Annotated in this window: 17 protein-coding genes and 1 pseudogene; 11 read left to right on the top strand and 7 right to left on the bottom strand. The window is 57.8% G+C overall.

Annotation, left to right across the window (positions count from 1 at the left end; translation table 11 throughout):
- Positions 1 to 4: 4 nt before the first annotated feature.
- The 6 genes and pseudogenes from ftsH to folD all read left to right on the top strand — a co-directional run bounded on the left by ftsH (position 5) and on the right by folD (position 6488).
- On the top strand, positions 5 to 1912 hold the full coding sequence (ftsH, locus tag ACEN2J_RS02790) for an ATP-dependent zinc metalloprotease FtsH (protein WP_442103105.1): 1908 nt from the start codon (positions 5 to 7) through the stop codon (positions 1910 to 1912).
- Between the two features lie 179 nt (positions 1913 to 2091).
- Positions 2092 to 2865: a methyltransferase domain-containing protein gene (locus tag ACEN2J_RS02785; protein WP_442103103.1), complete on the top strand. Its 774-nt coding sequence runs from the start codon at positions 2092 to 2094 to the stop codon at positions 2863 to 2865.
- A 185-nt stretch (positions 2866 to 3050) separates the two neighbouring features.
- Positions 3051 to 3158: pseudogene (locus ACEN2J_RS02780) on the top strand (MOSC domain-containing protein); the annotation flags it as partial.
- A 361-nt stretch (positions 3159 to 3519) separates the two neighbouring features.
- Positions 3520 to 5196: a formate--tetrahydrofolate ligase gene (locus ACEN2J_RS02775; protein ID WP_442103101.1), complete on the top strand. Its 1677-nt coding sequence runs from the start codon at positions 3520 to 3522 to the stop codon at positions 5194 to 5196.
- A gap of 90 nt (positions 5197 to 5286) precedes the next feature.
- Positions 5287 to 5601: a chorismate mutase gene (locus ACEN2J_RS02770; RefSeq protein WP_442103100.1), complete on the top strand. Its 315-nt coding sequence runs from the start codon at positions 5287 to 5289 to the stop codon at positions 5599 to 5601.
- Positions 5598 to 6488: a bifunctional methylenetetrahydrofolate dehydrogenase/methenyltetrahydrofolate cyclohydrolase FolD gene (folD, locus tag ACEN2J_RS02765; RefSeq protein WP_442103098.1), complete on the top strand. Its 891-nt coding sequence runs from the start codon at positions 5598 to 5600 to the stop codon at positions 6486 to 6488. Before ACEN2J_RS02770 ends, folD begins: the two co-directional genes overlap by 4 nt.
- A gap of 43 nt (positions 6489 to 6531) precedes the next feature.
- Here folD and ACEN2J_RS02760 read toward each other — a convergent pair whose 3' ends face one another.
- From ACEN2J_RS02760 to dctP, 3 genes are all read right to left on the bottom strand, one after another.
- A complete protein-coding gene (locus ACEN2J_RS02760; RefSeq protein WP_442103096.1) occupies positions 6532 to 8283 on the bottom strand; it encodes a DUF2264 domain-containing protein in 1752 nt (583 codons plus the stop codon).
- 5 nt (positions 8284 to 8288) lie between these two features.
- The gene (locus ACEN2J_RS02755) at positions 8289 to 10193 is read right to left on the bottom strand and encodes a TRAP transporter large permease (protein ID WP_442103095.1); all 1905 of its coding nucleotides are present in this window, start codon (positions 10191 to 10193) and stop codon (positions 8289 to 8291) included.
- A 94-nt stretch (positions 10194 to 10287) separates the two neighbouring features.
- Positions 10288 to 11277, bottom strand: a complete 990-nt coding sequence (gene dctP / locus ACEN2J_RS02750; protein ID WP_442103093.1) for a TRAP transporter substrate-binding protein DctP — start codon at positions 11275 to 11277, stop codon at positions 10288 to 10290.
- A gap of 222 nt (positions 11278 to 11499) precedes the next feature.
- Here dctP and ACEN2J_RS02745 point away from each other — a divergent pair, with 222 nt between their 5' ends.
- From ACEN2J_RS02745 to ACEN2J_RS02725, 5 genes are all read left to right on the top strand, one after another.
- Positions 11500 to 12675 (top strand): hypothetical protein, encoded by a 1176-nt coding sequence (locus ACEN2J_RS02745; protein ID WP_442103092.1) that lies wholly within the window; start codon positions 11500 to 11502, stop codon positions 12673 to 12675.
- A 95-nt stretch (positions 12676 to 12770) separates the two neighbouring features.
- Positions 12771 to 13811 carry a LacI family DNA-binding transcriptional regulator gene (locus ACEN2J_RS02740; protein WP_442103090.1) on the top strand — a complete coding sequence of 347 codons (1041 nt, stop codon included), beginning with the start codon at positions 12771 to 12773 and terminating at the stop codon, positions 13809 to 13811.
- A 28-nt stretch (positions 13812 to 13839) separates the two neighbouring features.
- Positions 13840 to 14694 carry a 5-dehydro-4-deoxy-D-glucuronate isomerase gene (gene kduI, locus ACEN2J_RS02735; protein ID WP_442103088.1) on the top strand — a complete coding sequence of 285 codons (855 nt, stop codon included), beginning with the start codon at positions 13840 to 13842 and terminating at the stop codon, positions 14692 to 14694.
- A gap of 81 nt (positions 14695 to 14775) precedes the next feature.
- The gene (locus ACEN2J_RS02730; protein WP_442103086.1) at positions 14776 to 16026 is read left to right on the top strand and encodes an AGE family epimerase/isomerase; all 1251 of its coding nucleotides are present in this window, start codon (positions 14776 to 14778) and stop codon (positions 16024 to 16026) included.
- A 195-nt stretch (positions 16027 to 16221) separates the two neighbouring features.
- Positions 16222 to 17457: a flavin-containing monooxygenase gene (locus tag ACEN2J_RS02725; protein WP_442103084.1), complete on the top strand. Its 1236-nt coding sequence runs from the start codon at positions 16222 to 16224 to the stop codon at positions 17455 to 17457.
- Positions 17458 to 17463: 6 nt separating this feature from the next.
- Here the strand turns inward: ACEN2J_RS02725 and ACEN2J_RS02720 are convergent, their stop codons facing one another.
- Genes ACEN2J_RS02720 through ACEN2J_RS02705 form a run of 4 tightly spaced genes read right to left on the bottom strand, consistent with a single transcriptional unit; the run spans position 17464 to position 20661 of the window.
- Positions 17464 to 18396 (bottom strand): LysR family transcriptional regulator, encoded by a 933-nt coding sequence (locus ACEN2J_RS02720; protein WP_442103082.1) that lies wholly within the window; start codon positions 18394 to 18396, stop codon positions 17464 to 17466.
- A 38-nt stretch (positions 18397 to 18434) separates the two neighbouring features.
- A complete protein-coding gene (locus tag ACEN2J_RS02715) occupies positions 18435 to 19109 on the bottom strand; it encodes a DUF1028 domain-containing protein (protein ID WP_442103080.1) in 675 nt (224 codons plus the stop codon).
- Positions 19106 to 19522 (bottom strand): RidA family protein, encoded by a 417-nt coding sequence (locus ACEN2J_RS02710; RefSeq protein WP_442103079.1) that lies wholly within the window; start codon positions 19520 to 19522, stop codon positions 19106 to 19108. Before ACEN2J_RS02710 ends, ACEN2J_RS02715 begins: the two co-directional genes overlap by 4 nt.
- The gene (locus ACEN2J_RS02705; RefSeq protein ID WP_442103077.1) at positions 19519 to 20661 is read right to left on the bottom strand and encodes an aromatic ring-hydroxylating oxygenase subunit alpha; all 1143 of its coding nucleotides are present in this window, start codon (positions 20659 to 20661) and stop codon (positions 19519 to 19521) included. The genes ACEN2J_RS02710 and ACEN2J_RS02705 overlap by 4 nt, the downstream gene beginning before the upstream one ends.
- Positions 20662 to 20821: the final 160 nt, after the last annotated feature.

Here is a 20821-nt window from a genome sequence, read left to right as displayed (position 1 = left end):
CTTCGTGGGAAATGCACGAAATATCGCATTTTGGGTCGTCCTGCTGGTCTTGATCCTAGCTTTGTTCAACCTGTTCGGTGGTGGACAAACGACTATGGCATCACGATCGGTGTCATATTCTGACTTTATTGGCCGGGTTGATGCCGGCGATGTCGCCAGTGTGACGCTGGACGGTGAGACAATTACCGCGCGTGGCAAAGACGGCAAAGATTTCACGGTTGTCAAACCCCAGGGCGAGAACGTGACTGACAAGTTGATCGCCGCCGAAGTGGAAGTTGTGGCCAAGCCACAAGAGCAATCGGGCTTCTTCAGCCTGCTGTCGCTGTGGTTGCCGTTCCTTGTACTGATCGGCATCTGGATTTTCTTTATGAACCGCATGCAAGGCGGCGGTAAGGGTGGTGCGATGGGCTTTGGCAAATCCAAGGCCAAGCTGTTGACCGAAAAGAATGGTCGCGTGACGTTTGATGACGTGGCGGGCATTGATGAGGCCAAAGAAGAGCTGGAAGAAATCGTTGAATTCCTGCGCAACCCGCAGAAATACAGCCGCCTTGGTGGTAAAATTCCAAAGGGCGCGTTGCTGGTGGGCCCTCCGGGTACGGGTAAAACCTTGCTGGCCCGCGCGATTGCGGGTGAGGCGGGCGTGCCGTTTTTCACCATCTCCGGTTCTGATTTCGTAGAAATGTTCGTGGGGGTTGGCGCAAGCCGCGTGCGCGATATGTTTGAACAGGCGAAAAAGAACGCGCCGTGTATCGTGTTTATCGATGAGATTGACGCTGTTGGCCGCGCACGTGGCGTTGGCATGGGCGGCGGCAATGATGAGCGTGAGCAGACGTTGAACCAGCTGCTGGTCGAGATGGACGGGTTTGAGGCGAACGAAGGTGTTATCATCGTCGCCGCGACCAACCGTAAAGACGTGCTCGACCCTGCGCTGCTGCGCCCCGGTCGTTTTGACCGCCAGATCCATGTGCCAAACCCTGATATCAAAGGCCGTGAGAAAATCTTGACCGTACATGCGCGCAAAGTGCCTGTTGGGCCGGATGTTGATTTGCGGATTATCGCACGCGGCACGCCAGGTTTCTCGGGTGCCGACCTTGCGAACCTTGTGAATGAAGCCGCGTTGATGGCTGCCCGTGTGGGCCGTCGCTTTGTAACGATGCTGGATTTCGAACAAGCCAAAGACAAGGTGATGATGGGGGCCGAGCGCCGCAGCATGGTGCTGACCGCCGAGCAAAAAGAGCATACCGCCTATCACGAATCTGGCCACGCGATTGTGGGCATGGCGCTGCCGAAATGTGACCCGGTCTATAAGGCTACGATCATTCCACGCGGCGCCGCGTTGGGTATGGTGATGAGCTTGCCCGAGATGGACCAGCTGAGCATGCACAAGGATCAGTGCAAGCAGCGGATCGCCATGACGATGGCCGGCAAAGCGGCCGAGATCATCAAATGGGGTGAAGAAGGTGTGTCGAACGGCCCGTCGGGTGACATCATGCAGGCCAGCAGTTTGGCCCGCGCGATGGTAATGCGCTGGGGCATGTCGGATAAAATCGGGAACATCGATTACGCCGAGGCGCATCAGGGCTATCAGGGGCAAACCGGTGGCTTCTCGGTTTCAGCCGAGACCAAGAACTTGATCGAGGAAGAGGTTAAGGCGCTTATCGACGATGGCTATGCGCTTGCCTATAAAATCTTGACCGAAAAGTCGGAAGAGTTTGAGCGTTTGGCCCAAGGCCTTTTGGAGTATGAAACCCTGACAGGGGATGAGATTAAGAAAGTCGTCGCTGGTGAAAAGCTGGGTGGCGATGATGATGGTGACAAACCTTCGGGTGGTGAGCCTGCGTCAGTTGTGGCTATCCCCAAGACCAAACCCAAAACGCCCAAAGGCGATTTGGAGCCGGAACCTTCGGCCTAAGCTGAGGGGCTAAACCCTGTTAAAAGATTGCTGATGCCGCGGGGAAACCTGCGGCATTTTGCTATTTGGCAACGCAGCCAGAGAAAGCTTGCCCATTTGATGCCCGTTTGGGGAAAGCATTTGCTTTGGCCGTGGCGGCGCGGGATAAGGTATGGGCAGTTTGCAGTGGAGCGTCTGGGATGAGTGGAAGCGATTGGAACCCCGAGCACTATGCCCAATTCAGGGGGTTGCGGTTGCGCCCGGCACTGGATTTGCTGGCGCAGGTACCTGTTTTGCCCGATGGCGCGGTGATTGATCTGTGCTGTGGCAATGGCGCGGTGGGGGCGGCGCTTGCCGCGCGGTTTACAGGGCGCGATGTGATCGGGGTTGATAGCTCGCCTGCGATGCTGGATGAGGCGCGCAAGACGGGGGCCTATAGCGGGCTGGTCGGCGCTGACATTAATGATTGGCAGCCAGAGGGTGGGCCTGCGTTGATCTTTTCTAACGCGGCGTTGCATTGGCTGGGCGATCACGCGGCTTTGATGCCAAGGCTTGCGGCGATGCTGGCACCGGGTGGTGTGTTAGCTGTGCAGATGCCACGGCAATGGGGGGCGGCTTCGCACCGCTTTATCCGCGATATTGCAGCATCTCTGTTTGCGGACCGCTTTGCCAATATGCCCGAGACGCCGGTTCTAAGTGCCGTGAAATATTGGGAAATGCTGGCACCCTTGGGCGAGGTGAGCACTTGGGAAAGCGAATATGTGCAGCGCCTGGAACCGCAGGCCGAGGGGCATCCTGTGCGCATGTTTACCCAAAGCACCGCGCTGCGACCCGTTTTGGCCAAACTGAACGCCGACGAGACTCGCGCGTTTTTGAACGCCTATGATGCCGCTTTGGGGGCTGCCTATCCGTTGTTGCCTGATGGCGCGGCGCTGATGCCGTTTCGACGGGTGTTTTTCACGCTGACGGTATAACGCGCGATGCCTGCGTTAAAGAAAGCCGGCTTTGTGGGGCGTCTGGTCTGGTTGGGGCGGGTGGCTGACAGGCATGCAGCACCAAGCAGTCCCTAAGCGCAATCGAGACGCTATTTTCAGGGACAATGAATGGGCGCAACAATAATTGCGGGTTTGCTCGATTCTACCCATCTGCTAACCCGGAAAAATGGCGGCGTGGTGTGACGGCTTGGGTAGAACGCGAAGGGATGTTTCGACTCGGCGACGAAATTACCCTGCACATTCCAGACCAGCGGGTGTGGAAAGGCGTCTAAAACCTGCTAATCTGCTTACAACAGGGATAGCACACCTGCAGATAGCAGCATTCCGATACCGAGTGCTGTGTTGAAGATAATGGCTATACGTGACGTTTGCATAATAGTCTCCTTGGCAGTGGATACCGTAGTAACGCGCCCCGAGGGGTTATAGTTTCGTTAAGGCAGCATTTTTTTATTGGCCCGTGCCTGAGTCTAAATCGTGAAAGCTTTTTTAGAATGCCAGAGATTGCGGTGTTGAGGTGCCGTACTGGCGAATTCGGTGTGGGATACGTCGGAAAAACCTATTCCGGGTGCGCTTGGTCTGACTACAGTTTTCCAAGGCCTGGGTGGGACGATTTCAACCAGGGAGAGGGATGTCATGGCATTTAAAACCGATATCGAGATCGCGCGCGAAGCGAAAAAGCGGCCGATCATGGAGATTGGCGAAAGCCTCGGGATTCCGGCTGCGCATCTGCTGCCTTATGGCCATGACAAAGCAAAGGTGAGCCAAGCGTTTATCGCGTCCCTAAGCGACCGTCCAAACGGCAAGCTGGTGCTGGTGACCGCGATCAACCCGACCCCTGCGGGCGAAGGCAAGACTACGACAACGGTGGGCCTTGGTGACGGTCTGAACCGCATCGGCAAAAAGGCGGTGATCTGTATTCGTGAGGCCAGCCTTGGCCCGAACTTTGGCATGAAAGGCGGTGCTGCGGGGGGCGGCTTTGCGCAAGTGGTGCCGATGGAGGACATGAACCTGCATTTCACCGGCGATTTCCATGCGGTTACATCGGCACATAACCTGCTGTCGGCGATGATTGATAACCATGTGTATTGGGGAAACGCGCTGGATATCGACATACGCCGCGTGGTTTGGCGGCGCGTGATGGATATGAACGATCGTGCCCTGCGCGATGTGGTGGTGAACCTTGGCGGCGTGGCAAACGGCTTTCCGCGTCAGACCGGCTTTGATATTTCTGTGGCGTCCGAGGTGATGGCGATTTTGTGCCTTGCCAATGACTTGGCCGATTTGGAACAGCGTTTGGGTGCTATCGTTGTTGCCTATCGCCGCGATAAATCGCCGGTCTATTGCCGCGATATCAAGGCCGACGGCGCGATGACCGTGCTGTTGAAAGATGCGATGCAGCCGAATTTGGTGCAGACCTTGGAAAACAACCCCGCCTTTGTACATGGCGGGCCGTTTGCCAATATCGCGCATGGTTGCAATTCGGTTATTGCCACCAAAACCGCGCTAAAGCTGGGCGATTATGTGGTGACCGAGGCGGGCTTTGGGGCCGATTTAGGCGCCGAAAAGTTTATGAACATCAAGTGCCGTAAGGCTGGCCTTGCGCCCGATGCGGTGGTCTTGGTGGCCACAGTGCGGGCGATGAAGATGAATGGCGGCGTGGCGCGGGCCGATTTGGGCGCGGAAAATGTGGATGCGGTGCAAAAGGGCTGCCCTAACCTTGGGCGGCATATCGACAACCTTAAATCATTTGGTGTGCCTGTGGTGGTGGCGATTAACCACTTTGTGTCGGATACGGATGCCGAAGTGCAGGCGGTCATGGACTTTGTGAAAACGCAAGGCTCGGATGCGATTTTGTGCAAGCACTGGGCGCATGGATCTGCGGGGATAGAGGATTTGGCGCATAAAGTGGTGCAACTGGCCGAAAGCGGTGCTGCCCATTTCGCGCCTTTGTACCCTGACGAGATGCCGCTGATGCAAAAGATCGAGACGATCGCCAAGCGGATTTACCATGCTGATGCCGTGCTGGCGGATAAATCGGTGCGCGCGCAGCTGACGGCGTGGGAAGCGGCAGGCTACGGGCATTTGCCGGTGTGCATGGCGAAAACGCAATATTCGTTCAGCACCGACCCCAACCTGCGCGGCGCGCCCACGGGCCATTCGGTGCCCGTGCGCGAGGTGCGTCTTAGCGCGGGGGCGGGGTTCATCGTGGTGATCTGCGGTGAGATTATGACCATGCCGGGCCTGCCGCGCGTGCCAAGCGCCGAGGTGATCCGGCTGAACCGGGACGGTGATATTGAGGGGTTGTTCTAATCATTTGGGGGCGTGATTGTGGCACCCCCTTTCGCTTAGTGGCATTGGCGCATAAGTTCGCCGCGGAACAAAAGCCAAAGTGAGGACGCGATGAAACGCCCTGAAGACTGTGAAACGATGCAAGATGTTCGGGCCGAAATTGACCGGCTGGATGCGGCGCTGGTCGGGCTTTTGGTGGAACGGGCGGGCTATATCGACCGCGCGGCGGTTGTGAAATCGGGTGTGGGCTGGCCTGCACGGATTGACGCACGGGTGGAACAAGTGGTGGCAAATGTGCGCGCCGAGGCGGCGGCGCAGGGGCTTGCCCCAGACTTGGCAGAGATGTTGTGGCGACAGTTGATCGACTGGTCGATCGCACGAGAAGAAACGGTATTAGGGGCCACTGGCCCAAAGGAGACGAGATGAGCGCTGTAATTATCGACGGCAAGGCCTTTGCGGCCAAAGTGCGGGGGCAAGTGGCGGGCCATGTGGCGCGGCTGGTCAGTGACCACGGCATCACGCCGGGGCTGGCTGTGGTGCTGGTGGGCAGCGACCCTGCATCAGAAGTTTATGTGAAATCCAAAGGCAAGATGACCCTTGAGGTCGGGATGCTGTCGGTTGAACACAAATTGCCTGCCGACTCCGCCGAGGCGGACTTGCTGGCGCTGATCGACAAGCTGAACGCAGACCCGAAAATTCACGGCATTCTGGTGCAACTGCCGCTGCCGGGGCATCTGAACTCGGAGCTGGTGATTAACAGCATTGATCCGGCCAAAGATGTGGACGGGTTTCATATTTCCAACGTGGGGCTGTTGGGAACGGGGCAGAAAAGCATGGTGCCTTGCACGCCCTTGGGGTGCTTGATGATGCTGCGTGACCACCACGGCAGCCTGTCAGGTTTGAATGCGGTTGTGGTTGGGCGCAGCAATATTGTCGGCAAGCCAATGGCGCAACTGTTGCTGGGCGATAGCTGCACGGTGACGATTGCCCATAGCCGGACCAAAGATTTGGCTGCCGTTTGTCGTGGCGCGGATATTTTGGTGGCAGCAGTTGGACGGCCCGAGATGATTACGGGCGACTACGTTAAACCGGGTGCGACAGTGATTGACGTGGGCATCAACCGGATTGAACGCGACGGCAAAACCAAGCTGGTCGGCGATGCCGAATTTGCCAGCTGCGCCGCGGTGGCGGGCGCGATTACGCCTGTGCCCGGCGGCGTAGGGCCGATGACGATTGCCTGCTTGTTGGCCAATACCGTAACCGCGTGTTGCCGCGCAAACGGGCTGCCCGAGCCTGAGGGCCTTACGGCCTAAGCGCAGAGCCGCAGCGAGATTGATAGATTGCCGATAGGACAACCTATCGGCAATCTTTGTTTTTTAGGGTGTTCAGCGCAGTACGTAGGGTTGCCACTGTTTGCCCATCCAAAACACCGCAAAAACTGCCAAGCGAGTATGAGCCGCAAGGCAAAGCGATTCCCAATCTTGGGATCAGCACATGAGGGTGCAGCAGGCTAACATTGGCAGCAGGGCGGTGCAAAGCACTAGTGCGGGGGGGATCTGATAGATCCATCAACACGGTGTCTTGCGAAGGGCTGGTTCGATCCGCCGCTTGGGCAAAGCCGCTTTCGATCAACTCAATTAGCCTGTCGCTTTGAACGTGATGCAGGCGCATATGGCCGCCGCCGCAAAAGCACATCAGGGTATCGATCTGTATCCCGTCAAAAGGTGTCCAGCGCGCATGGATATAGTCGTCATTCAACGCGATAGTTTGGGTGCCTTGGCGGGTAAGCCAATCAGCCCCCGCTATTTTGATGGCAAGCGTGTTATCAAAGGCGGCGTCTTTTGCGGTGATGTCATGTGCCTCGACGCAGAAACCCGCATGTGTTGAATAGCACAGTTTCGCGTATTTCTCGGCCCCATGGCGAAACATCGGCGCCATTTGCCCACCGCTAAGGGCTGTCACCGTGCCGTTTTGCGCCGCGATTAAAAAGCGTGGCGCGGTTTGGGCGGCAGGCGGCTGTGGGGGCAAAGGCATCTCATCACAGGTCCAAAACGGATGTTCCTCTGGCATGGCGAGCATAAGGAACGCCTTCATCGCCCAATAGGGCGAGCCGGCAGAGTTGTAATTCTCGGCCATTTGCGGGTTTGGGTAGGCGTAACCGATTGACAAAATGCCGTCACGGTCGGCGATGGGTTGGTCGGCCCACCAGCGCAAATTGCGCAGGATGAGGCCTTTCAGCACCCCCATCGGTAGCACCGGATCAGGGTCTGCCAAGGCATAGGCGGCAAAGAACGCGACCATGCCAAAACGGTAGGTCATAGATCGGCCAAAAGGCAGGCCACGGCCAGCCGCATCAAACCACCGCGCGAATTGCGGCGCGAATAGGCGGGCGCGGGCCAAATGGTCGCCGCTATCCGTTTCGGGTGCAAAGTGGTGCAGCAACAAGCCGTAAGTGTGAAAGGCAAAACCGTTGTAATGGTCAACACGGTGGCCCGGCCCATCACGGTACCAACCCTGACCCAGATAGAGCGCATCCAGCGCCGTGCGTTCAGCGTCGCCACTTGTCGGCGCGGGGCCATCCCCTGTGGCACGCAGGCCTGCATCTATCAACAGGCGAAAGAACATCCAGTTGTTGGGCGAAAAGCTCTTGCCGGTTGCGTGCAGCAGATAGTGGCGGATATTGGCTTTGGCCTCGGGCGGCAGCGGGTCAAAGATCTGGTCCTTGGCCACCAATAGGGCAAAGCCCACCGCCGCCAGTTCCACCAACCGCTGGTCGGTATTTTGCGGCGCACCCCAATATTCGGGGTGTGCAGGGTTGGTGCCATTGGCCAGCCCTTCGCGGTAGGGGTACCAATCGATTTGGCTGCCGCCCCTTTGGGCAGCGGCCAGCGCCCAAAGGGGCCGCGCAAAGCCCTCAATCTCGGCGGCAACATGGTCAAACACCGCGCCATAAGGTGATAGCTGAACGCGGGCAAAACCGGCTGAGCGGTGGCGATCCAGCGGGGCCAAAAGCTGCTGCATCGCATGGTCCAGATCGGCGCGGCTTTTCAACCGCAGACCATGCAAGGGGTTGGCGGCCAAGTAGGGCTGAAACGCAGAGCTTTCCACCCGACTTACAGCCCGAACAGATGCGGTATCGCCAAGGCCACCGCAGGCACAAAGGTCACGACCAGCAGGCCCAAAACTTGCAGCGCAAAGATTGGCAAAAGCGGGCCGATAACGCTGCCGATACGCTCGCCGCTAATCGAACAGGCGACGAAAAGCACCGTGCCAACCGGTGGCGTGACAACGCCAAGTGCAAGATTATACACAAGAATAACGCCGAAATGCACCGGATCCACGCCCATCGCCGTGACAACAGGGTAAAAGATAGGCGTAAAAATCAGCATCGCAGGCGACATATCCATGAACACGCCAACCACCAGCAAAACCACGTTGATCAATAGCAAAATGATGATCTTGTTGTCGCTGACTGAGGTGAGCAGCATCCCGATCGTATCGGGGATTGAGGCGAAGGTCATCGACCAACTCATCATTGTCGAGGCCGAGATCAGGAACAAAATCGCGCCGGTGATGAACGTGGTGTCGAGCAAAATACCGAACAGCTTGCGCGGGGTTAGGGCGCGATAGATCACGGCCAGTATCAGGCTGTAGACCACCGCGATGCCAGATCCCTCAATCGCGGTGAACGCGCCGCCAAGGATGCCTGCGATGACGATAACAACCAGCAACAGGCTGGGCGCAGCGCGCAGAAACAGGCGTAGCGCCTCGGGGAAGCCGCCTTCGACCTTTTCGGTTTTATAGCCGTGTTTGCGGGCATACCACCACGCGACGACCATCACCGACATCCCCATAATCAGCCCCGGCAAATACCCCGCCATAAACAGCGCGATAATAGACGCACTGCCGCCCGTGATCAGCGAATAGACGATCAGCGCGCCCGATGGCGGGATCAGCATACCCGAAGGGGCCGAGGCGGCATTAACGGCGGTGGTCATCGCCATGTCATAACCCTTTTCACGCGCAACGGGCGTGATGATGCCGCCAATCGCCGTGGCCGCCGCAATGCCTGACCCAGACAGCGTGCCAAACAACATATTCGCCAGCACGTTGGTTTGCCACAGACTGCCCGGAATCCGCCCGCCCAACAGCATCGCAAAGTCGATCAACCGCCGCGCCAGCCCTGTTGCGTTCATGATGTTGCCCGCAAGGATAAAGAACGGCAGCGCCAGAAACCCAAAACTATCCAAGCCGTTGAACATCGTCTCGCCCACCGTCGGCATCACCGAGGGCAGATCAAGCTGCAAGCCCAGCGTCAGCACGCCTGCAAAGGCAAGGCCAATGGCAATAGGGCTGCCCATAATCAGGAAAATCGCAAAGGTGGCGAAGAGCACGATGGTCGAGGTCAGCTCTAGATGATCGGCAACTTTGTCCAACATCCAAGCCGATTGCCACAGCGTTGTGACGGCGAAAACGGCAGCGATGACAATAGCGGTGGCCTTGATGAAGTGCGCCACGCTCGCCTCACCGCTTTGGATGCGGGCGGTCATCCGGGTTGCTTCGGCGCAGACGATCATCACGCCGCAAATCACCAGAACCGCCTGCAACCAGCCCACCGGAATTTGCGTCATCGCGGTTTTCATCATCGCATTGGCGGCGACGCTGGTGCAGCCGCCCCAAATCAGGATGGCCCCGAAAATCATCGATAGTTGTGAGTTGACGAATTCCAGCACGCGTTGCTTTGAGGGCGGAAGCATCTCTATCAGCAGCGGCAGGTTCATGTGCCGCCCGAGGATAAAGCAATAACCGGCAGAGAGCAGGCCAAGCCAGATCAGCGAAAACCGCAGGAATTCTTCGGAATACATGCTGGGGGCAGACAGCGCGTAGCGGGCAAAGACTTGCCACGCGATGGCAACGACCATCAACGCCAAAAGCGTGACCAGAAACACCTCAATGCCGCGAATGACGATGCCGCCAAGCCGCGCGAGCGGTGTTGTGGCGATTGCTTGATTGGTCATGGTGCCCCTCCCCAAAAGACGTGGTCCCGGCCGCGTTATGTGCGGCCCCGAACAGACGTGGTCCCGGCCGCGTTATGTGCGGCCGGGAAAGTGATTAGAAATCGCGACCTTCCAGTGCGAAGATGGCCTCGATCAGGGCTTTCTTATCGGCATCGGCAAGGGCGGCTTGGTACATCGGCTTTACAGCGTCGATGAAGGGGGCGGTGTCTACGTCAACAACTTCAACGCCCATCTCATCCACCGCTTTTTGCAGATCGCGCGCTTCGCCGTCGTCGGAAAATTCGATCGACTTCAGACTGATTTTTTCAAACTCTTCCTGAACGATTTTCAAATCTGCCGGGTCCAGCTTTTCCACAAAACGGTTCGAGGTGACAACAAAGTCAGTCAAACGGGTTTGATTGGTGCGCAGGGCGTATTTTGCAACTTCGCCAAATTTCGCCACATAAAGACCGGCTAGGCCGCCCTCGGCCCCGTCAACGATACCTTGCTGAAGGCCTGCGTAGAGCTCGCCAAAGGGCAGCGGCGTTGGCACGGCACCAAACAATGTCAGCATTTCCGTATAGGTCGGGCTGGCGATTGAGCGCAGCTTGCGGCCCTTCAGGTCTGCAAAACTGGCGGCTGGTTTGGTGGTATAGATGGAGCGGAAACCGGAAGAGATAAACCCGAGTGGCACAACGCTGTGCGCAGCAGTGGCCGCTTGCAGCACGTCACGCACGCCCGCATCGGTCATCACCTTGCCGTATTCCTCGGACGAGCGAAAAACATAGGGCAGGTTCATCACGCCAATTGCGGGCGCTACGTTTTCCAAAGTGCCCGAGTTGACCAGACCGGCATCAATCACGCCTTTTTGGATCTGTTGGAAATATTGCAACTGTTCGCCCAACACGCCGTTGTTGAACATCTTGAATTCGACACGGCCCTCGGTGCGCTCGGCCACAGCTTTGGCGAATTCACCAAGCAGTTGTCCTGCTGTGCTTTCGTCGGACACGTTGGTTGCCATCCGGTAGGTGGCGGCGGTGGCAGATGTTGCGGCCATGGCCACTAGAATAGCAGCACTGGCTGCAAGGCGGGTAAATGCTGACATGATCGTGTTCTCCTATTGATGGCGGCGATAGCGAAATTTTACGAAAGTTTCGTTAGTCGCCGCGCCCTCCCAAACGCTGGCTAGAGGCGTCAAATGCTATTTGAGTGCCCGTTGCTGTCTAAAACGCATAGGTTTGCCGATGCGTCTCGTCAAGAAATATTTTTCGTATTGACGAAAGTTTCTTAATTTGCGAAACATGTGGTGCCGAGGGGGAGGTAGCTTATGCAAAAGACGTCTTATTTTAACGGTGACGTGTCCGTTGCCGGAAAAGACAAGTATCAACAAACGCTTACCCGTTGTGTGGCGCGGCTGCGGGGGCTGCTGCCTGTTGCGGGTTTGCGCAATCCTAAAATCGGTACGGCCAATAACCAGTGGATCTGGTGTGATGGCCCTGATTGGGTGATGGGGTTTTTGTCGGGGCAATTGTGGCTGGCGCATCAACTGACCGCCGACCCGGTTTTCGCTGCTGCCGCCCGTGCCCGCCGCCCACAGTTTCGTGCGGTATTGGATAGCCGCAAGGCGCGTGACCATGACCTTGGGTTTATCTATTCGCTGCATTCGGTCGCTGAATGGTTAAGCACAGGCGACGCGGTTGCGCGTGCTATGGGTATTGAGGCCGCCCGTGCCCTTGTTGCCCGCTTTCGTGAGGATGGCGGCTATATTCAGGCTTGGAACCCCGTCGGCCCACATGACCGCGAGCAAGCTCGTTTCGCCAATGGCAGGATGATTGCAGATACAATTCAAAACCTTGCATTGCTGCATTGGGCACATCGCGAAACCGGGATTACAGATTTTCGTGAGGTGGCCGACCTGCACGAGGCGACCTCGCTGCGCCATTTGGTGCGCGATGATGATACGACATTTCACACCTTTCTGTTCGACACGGCGACGGGCGAACCGCTGCACGGCCAAACACACCAAGGCCATGCCGACGATTCGTGTTGGGCGCGCGGGCAGGCTTGGCTAATCCACGGTTTTGCCAATTGCCACCGTGCTACCGGAAACCCTGTGTCGCTTGATGCCGCGCGCAGGCTGGCCATCAAGGCCAAGGCGTTGATGGGCGAGACCCGTGTGCCGGTGTGGGATTACGCCCTGCCGGCAGACGGTAGCCACCCCATTGATAGTTCGGCTGCGGCGGTTATGGCTGCCGGTGTGTTGATGCTGGCGGATCTGGTTGATGCCGATGAGGCCGCCGAGTGGCGTGATTTTGGCCATTCCCTGCTGGATGCTCTGCTGGCCAAATGTGACCTGACGGATGACGCGGCCGCGCAAGGCATGTTGGCGCATGGGGCAGGGCATGTACCAGCAGGGCGCGCGGATGCGATGTTGCCCTATGGTGATTACTATTTCATGGAGGCGCTGATGCGGGCCCAAGGTCACAGCGATTTCTTCTGGTGAGCGTGTTTGATCGAAAATTGCAACTTTCGTTTGCAGGCTCATGTTTCGTGCAGGTATGCAGGGATAGTATGACACTACCGGAAGGGCCGACGGATATGACCACCCCAATCACGCTAAAAGATATTGCCGAGGCGGCAGGTGTTTCGGTCGCGGCGGTTTCAAAGGTGTTGAACAACCGCGACGGCGTGGGCGAGGTAACCCGCGTGCGTGTGCTGGGGATAATGGATGATCTGGGTTATCGCGGGCGATCTGGCCGCGCAGGGCAGGTCGAGGCGGTGCAACTGCTAACGCTTGAGCAATATGTCACGAATGATGCGTTTTACGGCGAGATTCTGGCGGCTATCACCGCGGCAAGCGGGCCGGTGGGCCTTGATATCGGCCTAACGGTGCACCGCAGTGTGGCCGATATTGCGGCTGCCGTGCGGGGCGGTGCTGTTGATGGGCCGGTTTTGTTGATGGGGGTTGATCACCCCGATATTGTTGACGCGCTGTGCGATCGCAAACTGCCCGCCGCCATTGTAAACGGCATGGACCGAACGATGCGCCTACCCAGCGTGTCGCCCGATTACCATTTCGGCGCTTGGGCCGCGACACGGCATTTAATCGAACTGGGGCATAGCAAAATCTTGCACGTCACCCACCCGTACCGCGAATCTATCCGCCGCCGTATCGACGGCTTTCGCAACGCGATGGAAGAGGCGGGGCTGGGATTTTCGGCGCAGGCGCATTTGCTGGACCTTGGCAATCCTGCAAATATCTCGCTTGCGGCCAAGGATGTTGTGCTGGCGCGATTGCAGCAAGGTGATCTGCCGACAGCGTTGTTTTGTATGAATGATATGGTTGCCGTTGGCGCCATGCAGGCCGTGCAATCTTTGGGCCTTTCGGTGCCGAATGATATTTCGATCATCGGGTTTGATGGCTTGCCGATTGGCAGTTACGCAACCCCTCAGCTGAGCTCGGTTCGGTCAGACAGGGCTGCATTGGGCCGCATTGGCGTGGCCTTGCTGGCCGAAAAGCTGGCAGGCCCCACCGCAGCAACCCAGCGCGTGACCGTAGGGGTTGAGCTTTTAAAACGTAAATCCACCGCCGCCCCGCGCCCCGAGCGCGGCCCCGAGCGCGGCAAAGCCGGGGCATAACCCCAAAAACACTGAAAAGGAAAATACAATGTCACATACCCCCGCAATCGGGCTGCGTCATGCTGTCCACCCCACCCAAGCCGAGGCGATGGGCACCCAAGATCTGCGCGACAATTTCTTGATCGAGCCGATCTTTACCCCCGGCCAAGTCACCGCCACTTACACGCATTACGACCGTCTGGTCGTGCTTGGCATCATGCCGACGGTCAGCGATTTGACCATTCCGGCCGAAGTTGTGCAAATGGTCGGGGCCAGAGCCTTGCTAGAACGCCGCGAACTAGGCCTTATTAACATCGGCGGGCCTGCCGTTGTCACTGCCGATGGTAAGACGTGCGCGTTAGACACGCATGACGCGCTGTATTTGGGTATGGGAATTGTCGAACTTGCCTTTACCTCGATTGATCCCGCCAACCCTGCGCGGCTTTACGGCAATTCGGCCCCCGCCCACGCCACGCACCCGTCGCGGGTGATCCGCCAATCCGAGGCGATTGAAAAGCGGATGGGCGCGCAGGAAACGTCGAACCAGCGCAGCTTGTTCCAGTATGTGCACCCCGATGTGCTGCCGACCTGTCAGCTGTTGATGGGCATGACGCGGCTGGCCAAGGGTAGTGTTTGGAACACCATGCCCGCCCATACCCATGACCGCCGGATGGAGGCCTATTTGTACTTTGACATGGCCCCCGATGCGATGGTGATGCACATGATGGGCCGCCCCGAGGCAACGCGGCACCTGATTATGCGAAATGAACAAGTGGCGATTTCGCCACCGTGGTCCATTCATTGCGGGGCAGGGACTGGCGCCTATAGCTTTATCTGGAGCATGGCCGGCGACAACCAGTCCTTTACCGATATGGACTTTGTCCCGATGGAAGCGTTGAAGTAAGCGCAACCGATGCACATAGTTTGGCGCGCCTTTGCGGGCGCGCCAAACGTTCAACGCCGCATTTTCAATAAGGTTTTGCACATGTCCCACCCGCTTGCCGCATCATCCGACGGGTCTTGGCTAAACGATCCAGCCCACCGCGCCTATCTTATCCGCGACGCACAGCGCCAGTTGGATTTCTTTGACGCAAGCCTTGGGCAAGATGGCGGCCTCGTGACGCTGGATTTTACCGGCACACCGTTGGCAGGCCCGCAAGAGTTGATCACAACAACGCGGCTGGTTCATTCCTATGCCTTGGCGCAGATAGCGGGCAGGCCCGACAACGCAGGAATTATTGACCGTGGGATGGCTGATTTATGGACCCGCCACCGCGATGCCCAGCACGGCGGATACGCTTGGGGCGTTGATGAAAACGGCATAACGGACGGGCTGAAACTGGCCTATGGCCATGCGTTTGTGCTGCTTGCGGCGGCAACTGCCAAGCAAGCAGGCCATCCGGGTGCCGACCGGTTGTTGGCGGATGTTTCTGACATCATCGACCGCCATTTCTGGGATGACAGCGTCGGCCTGATGCGCGATGAATTTACCCGTGATTGGCAGCCGTTTTCCACCTACCGCGGCATGAATGCCAACATGCACTCGGTTGAGGCGATGCTGACGGCCTATGAGGCCACTGGCGATATGCTCTACCTTACCCGCGCCAGCCGCATCCTTGATTTCTTTGTCGGGCGTATGGCTCCCGCTGAAAACTGGCGCTTGCCTGAACATTACACAGACACCTGGCAGATTGACCGCGCCTATGAGGGCAACCCGATGTTTCGCCCAGCAGGGTCTACGCCGGGCCATTCGTTCGAACTGGCACGGCTGCTGCTGCAAATGTGGGATGTGTCGGGGCGTGACGGGTCTGACGCATTGGTGCAGGCCCGCCAGTTGGTAGATCGGGCGTTGGATGATGCGTGGGACACCGCGCGCGGCGGGTTCATCTACACGCTGGCCGCAGATGGCAGCGTGGCGAGAGACGCCCGTTATTGGTGGCCGGTGACCGAGGCGATCGGCGTGCTTGCCGCGCTGATCAAGCTGGACCCGCAACCCCAAGATGAGGTTTGGTATCGCCGCCTGTGGGCCTTTGCCGACCAGCATTTGATCGACCATGCGCGCGGCGGATGGTTTCCCGAACTGGCCGCCGACAATTCCAAAGCGATGGATCAGTTCACCGGCAAGCCCGATATCTACCACGCCTTGCAAGCCGATCTGTTCCCGCTTGTGCCGACCCTAAGCCACTCTGCCAAGGCTTTGGCGGGCAAAAAGCCCTTGGCCGAACGCCTGCTTTGAAAATGAGCCGCGCCCCGCGTTACACTGGGGCGCGGAGCCGAATTTGGCAGGGGTCTTTGCCTTGGTTAGCGGCCCGTTCGGCAATTAGCCTTTGCCCAATCAATGATTAAAGATTTCGTATTTTCCGCAAAGGGCTGGCCTCATTAGGGTTGGGCAACGGCCATTCGGCCCTTGCTCTGCCAAGATTGGATCAGCATGTTACCTGACAAAACAGATACGGTTATTGTGGGCGGCGGTCAGGCCGGTTTGGCCATGAGCGAGCATTTGGCCAATAGCGGCATCGCGCATGTTGTGCTGGAACGCGCCCGCATCGCAGAACGCTGGCGGACTGAGCGCTGGGATAGTTTGGTGGCCAATGGCCCCGCGTGGCATGACCGCTTTCCAACCCTGCAGTTTTCCGACACGGGGCCAGATGCGTTTGCAACCAAAGACAGCGTGGCCCAATATTTCGAAACCTTTGCCAAACAGATCAACGCGCCCATTTATTGCGGCGTAGAGGTGCTGAACGCACGGCGCGATGAAAATGGTTTTGTGGTTGCGACATCGGCGGGGACGATCCAAGCAAACAACATTGTCGTCGCCACAGGGCCGTTCCAGAAGCCGGTTATCCCGCCGGTCTTGCCTGAGATTGCGGGGCTAACCCAAATGCATTCAACGGCTTACAAACACCCTGAGCAACTGGCGCAGGGCGCCGTCATGGTTGTTGGCGCTGGGTCATCGGGCACGCAAATCGCGACCGAGCTGCGCCGTGCGGGGCGAAAGGTCTACTTGTCCGTTGGCCCCCATGATCGCCCGCCACGCCGCTATCGGGGGCAAGATTTTTGCTGGTGGTTGGGGGTGTTGGGCAAGTGGCAAGCCAAAACGCCGCCTGTGGGCAAGGCGCATGTGACCATCGCTGTCAGCGGTGCGAATGGTGGCGAAACGGTTGATTTCCGCAGGCTTGCCGAAACGGGGATCACACTTGTGGGCCGCACGCGGGGTTTTGCCGATGGGGTCTTACAGTTCGGTCCTGATTTGGCGAAAAACATTGCCGATGGCGACGCGAATTACCTGTCTTTACTGGCCGAGTCGGATGCCTACATCGCACGCGAAGGCCTTGAATTCCCAGAAGAACCCGAAGCCCATATCATCCCGCCTGACCCAAGTTGCGTGATCGACCCGATCCTGTCGTTGAATCTGGCAAAGGCGGGCGTTACAACCGTGATCTGGGCCACGGGGTTTACCCAAGATTTTGGCTGGCTAAAGGTCGATGCGTTTGGGCAAGACGGCAAGCCACAGCATGATCGTGGTGTGTCCAAAGCCGAGGGCGTCTATTTTGTCGGGCTGCCGTGGCTTTCAATGCGGGGGTCTGCGTTTATTTGGGGCGCTTGGGTCGATGCCAAATACTTGGCCGAACAAATTGCGCAGAGGCAGGTTTTGAAAGGCGCGTAACGCTGGCTACAGCGGTACATGCATGCCAGGCAGGCCTTGGGTTTGCAGGTGGTCCTGAACATGCGTAAAGAACGCCTGAACGATGCCCGATCGGTGTGCGGATTGCTTGGTCGCCAGCCCCAAAACAACAGGCCGGACCGCACCTGTTAACGGCAGGATGACCAGCCGTTCGCCGTCTGGCGCGATATCGGACCGCGTGCGCATATTCACCAGCCCAAAGCCGAAACCATTGGCGACAAGGCTGCGCGCCATGAACATGTCGGCGGTACGCTCGGTAATATTCGGGCGAAAGCCTGCGTGTTGAAACATCGACAAAAAATACTCGCGGCTGATGGGCAGGTCGAGCAAGACCATCGGTTCGTCTTGCAAATCGGCCAAGGATAAAGATGCCTGCTTCGCCTTGGCGTGGTCGGCGGCCAACATGACATAAGGCGGCAATGACACCAGCGCTTCAAACGCAACATCTTTTGGAATTTCAATATCATAGGTGATGGCGACGTCGATTTCGGCTTGCCCCAACATGCGCAGCAAATCGGCCTGACTGCCTTCTTTCAGCGTCACCAAAGCATCGGGAAAACCCGCCTCAAAGCTGCGGCGCAGTTGGGCGCTGACAACGGGTGCCACGGTGGACAGTGCGCCAACCGAGATTGGCCCGCGCGCCGTTTCGACAATCGTGTTTGCAAGGTCGTTCAACCCGTTGGCGCTGAACAAAATTTGCTTTGCCTCGTTAAACACCCTGCGCCCGCCCGGTGTCAGCGTAAGGCCTTGCGCGTGGTGGCGCACGAACAGTTGCAGCCCCAAATCGGTTTCAAGCTGGCTGATCGCAGAGGAGATGGACGGGGATGAGACGTTCACCCGCTGTGCGGCCAGCGCAATAGTGCCGGCCTCGCCCACCGCGACCAAATATTCCAACTGTCTGAATGAAAAGCGTAAAGGCATGGGGAAATATGGCGCAGAGGATGCGGGGGAGCAAGCCCCTAAGCATCCCCCGGAACGCCATAAGACGGCGCCTCACGCGGGTCGAGCGCGCGTTGCACATAGGCGTCAAGCTGGGGTTTGTAGATGCCCCATGCCACGGCGACCGCCTCAATCGGGCAATCTTCGGTCCAGTCGCAGCGCAGGTCAGCCACGGGCCATTGCACCTTATCGCAAAGCTGCATGCCTGCCGAATGGATCGGCCCCGCTTCGCCGCCTGCGGCCAAACCGGCCCGCATTGCCGCGATAAGGCGGTCGCCCAAATGGCCCTTGGCCTGCACAAACCCGTCTACAATCGCCTGCGGCACATCAGCGTTTGCCAGCAGATTGCCCGCAGACACAACGTCTGGCCCTGACGCTTGTGTCCAGATGCCCAAAGAACGTGGCCCCGAATGAATGGCCGTGCGGCCCTGTGCGTCAATCGCCAGAACTTGCCGGTACTCAATGAACCGCCCTTGATGACGCACGCCCAAAATAGCTTCACTCGCTGACATGCCACCTTGCATCAGGTCAAGCGCAAATGGCCCCAGCGTCGGGTCGGTGATGTTCTGGCTGGACACCGCACCAACACCCGCGCGGGTATAAGAACAGCGCGCCGCAACTGCGGGCGAGGAGGATGCAATGGCCGTGCCAAACATGCCCGTATCGGCGCAGCGGGCGACAAGAGAAAATGTCATGCCGGTATCACCGCCGTCCCATCAATTTCAACAAGCCATTCTGGTCGCGCCAGCGCCTGCACCACCAAACCGGTAGAGACGGGGTGCACGCCTTTGATATATTCGCCCATCGTGCGATACACCGCCTCGCGGTGGCGCACATCGGTGATATAGACGACAACCTTTACCAAATCGGCCATTTCGCCACCGGCTTCTTCGATCAATTGTTTGATGTTTTGCATAACCTTATGGGTTTGCTCTACCGGATCATGGCTTTCGATATTTTTGAAATCATCAAGGTTTTGAGGGCATTGGCCGCGCAGATAAACGGTTTTTCCGCCTTGCGTGACGACAGCTTGGCACAGATCATTATCAAGGTTTTGCTCGGGGTAGGTGTCTTTGGTATTGAACTTGCGAAGGCGGGTGTGGGTCATGATTGGTCCTGTTTTTGGTCTGCGGCCTGAATGCGCGCGTTGATGTATTGCGCAAAATCATAGTTCGGGCGCTCTAGATGCGAAAGATGCCCAGGTTCGGCCGCCTGCGACCGCAGCCCACGATATACCTTTTCGGTGCAGCCTTTGTCTTCGACATTCACAGCATCCAGCAGGGTTTTCAACTGCTTGAAATTATCCTGTGCATCGGGGTCGTTCGCATAGTCGTTTGACATGCCACCACCAAACCCGATTTTCACTTGGCCCACCCCGTGCGGGTGCAGTGTGAGATACCAAAAATAGCCCGGCGTCAGCGTGATCAGCAAGCTGGGATAGATCGCCAACAGATAGGTCATGCGCCGCCGTTCGCCCTTTAACCGTGTGTTGCTGGGGTGGGCCAAGGCGATCCTTAGGGACTCATCTTTCAGGATGGTGTGATAGTTGAACGCGGCCTCGCCCGGTGGGCAGATCATCTCATTCAGCTTGGACAGGCCGCCGATTGTACCTGCATGGCACACTGGCAGGTGATAGCTTTCCATGAAATTCTCGGCCAAGACCTTCCAGTTTGTATCCCAAATATGGGTTTCAAAAAAGGACTCGGAATAGTTGGCCATGTTGTAATCGGCTACATGGTCCAGAACTTGGGCCAATTGTACGGCCACGGGCGGCACAGCGGGGTTCAGCGTCACGAAAACCCAACCTTGCCATTCTTCGCAGCGAATATCCGGCAGGCTGTAATCGGTTTTGCAAAAGCCCTCATTCTGGTCCATCGCAGGGGCGCCACGCAACGAGCCGTCGAGATTATACGTCCACGCATGATAGGGGCAGACGATGCTGCGGGTGTTGCCGCGCCCCTCTAGCAGCGTAGACATCCGGTGGCGGCATACGTTCGACATCGCCTTGAGCGCACCTTGTTTGTCGCGCAAAACGATGATCGGCTGATCGGCCAGATCAAGCGTGACATAATCACCCGCGTTCGCCAGCGCATCGGCCCGCCCAACGCAGAACCATTCATTGGCAAAGATCGACGACGTCTCAAGCGCCAGAAACGCCTCGGATGTATAAACCGATGGCGGCATTGCCCGCGCTTGCGTGAAAGGCAGCGCGGTGTTGTCTCGGAGCTCTTCGGCAGCGTCTTTCATTTAAGGTCCCTTTTAGGTGCAATGCCTGAGCCAAGTTTTGGCAAAGTTGAGCTGTCGCAAGGTGACAATGAACCGAAAAAACGAGGTTTGACAGAGTATCGTACCGCTTTTGGCCCAGCTGTTCCCGCGCGTTCAGAGTTTGACAAAAACCAAGCATAAA

It is taken from the genome of Pseudorhodobacter sp. W20_MBD10_FR17, assembly GCF_052119765.1.
Classification (GTDB): Bacteria; Pseudomonadota; Alphaproteobacteria; order Rhodobacterales; family Rhodobacteraceae; genus Pseudorhodobacter.
This window is presented reverse-complemented; position numbering and strand designations above follow the sequence as displayed.

Coding starts and splice junctions, on each gene's coding strand:
- ACEN2J_RS02770 (WP_442103100.1), top strand. CDS start 5,287: ATGAAACGCCCTGAAGACTGTGAAACGATGCAAGATGTTCGGGCCGAA.
- ACEN2J_RS02755 (WP_442103095.1), bottom strand. CDS start 10,193: ATGACCAATCAAGCAATCGCCACAACACCGCTCGCGCGGCTTGGCGGC.
- ACEN2J_RS02715 (WP_442103080.1), bottom strand. CDS start 19,109: ATGACATTTTCTCTTGTCGCCCGCTGCGCCGATACGGGCATGTTTGGC.
- ACEN2J_RS02725 (WP_442103084.1), top strand. CDS start 16,222: ATGTTACCTGACAAAACAGATACGGTTATTGTGGGCGGCGGTCAGGCC.
- ACEN2J_RS02745 (WP_442103092.1), top strand. CDS start 11,500: ATGCAAAAGACGTCTTATTTTAACGGTGACGTGTCCGTTGCCGGAAAA.
- ACEN2J_RS02730 (WP_442103086.1), top strand. CDS start 14,776: ATGTCCCACCCGCTTGCCGCATCATCCGACGGGTCTTGGCTAAACGAT.
- dctP (WP_442103093.1), bottom strand. CDS start 11,277: ATGTCAGCATTTACCCGCCTTGCAGCCAGTGCTGCTATTCTAGTGGCC.
- folD (WP_442103098.1), top strand. CDS start 5,598: ATGAGCGCTGTAATTATCGACGGCAAGGCCTTTGCGGCCAAAGTGCGG.
- ACEN2J_RS02740 (WP_442103090.1), top strand. CDS start 12,771: ATGACCACCCCAATCACGCTAAAAGATATTGCCGAGGCGGCAGGTGTT.
- ACEN2J_RS02705 (WP_442103077.1), bottom strand. CDS start 20,661: ATGAAAGACGCTGCCGAAGAGCTCCGAGACAACACCGCGCTGCCTTTC.
- kduI (WP_442103088.1), top strand. CDS start 13,840: ATGTCACATACCCCCGCAATCGGGCTGCGTCATGCTGTCCACCCCACC.
- ACEN2J_RS02720 (WP_442103082.1), bottom strand. CDS start 18,396: ATGCCTTTACGCTTTTCATTCAGACAGTTGGAATATTTGGTCGCGGTG.
- ACEN2J_RS02785 (WP_442103103.1), top strand. CDS start 2,092: ATGAGTGGAAGCGATTGGAACCCCGAGCACTATGCCCAATTCAGGGGG.
- ACEN2J_RS02710 (WP_442103079.1), bottom strand. CDS start 19,522: ATGACCCACACCCGCCTTCGCAAGTTCAATACCAAAGACACCTACCCC.
- ACEN2J_RS02775 (WP_442103101.1), top strand. CDS start 3,520: ATGGCATTTAAAACCGATATCGAGATCGCGCGCGAAGCGAAAAAGCGG.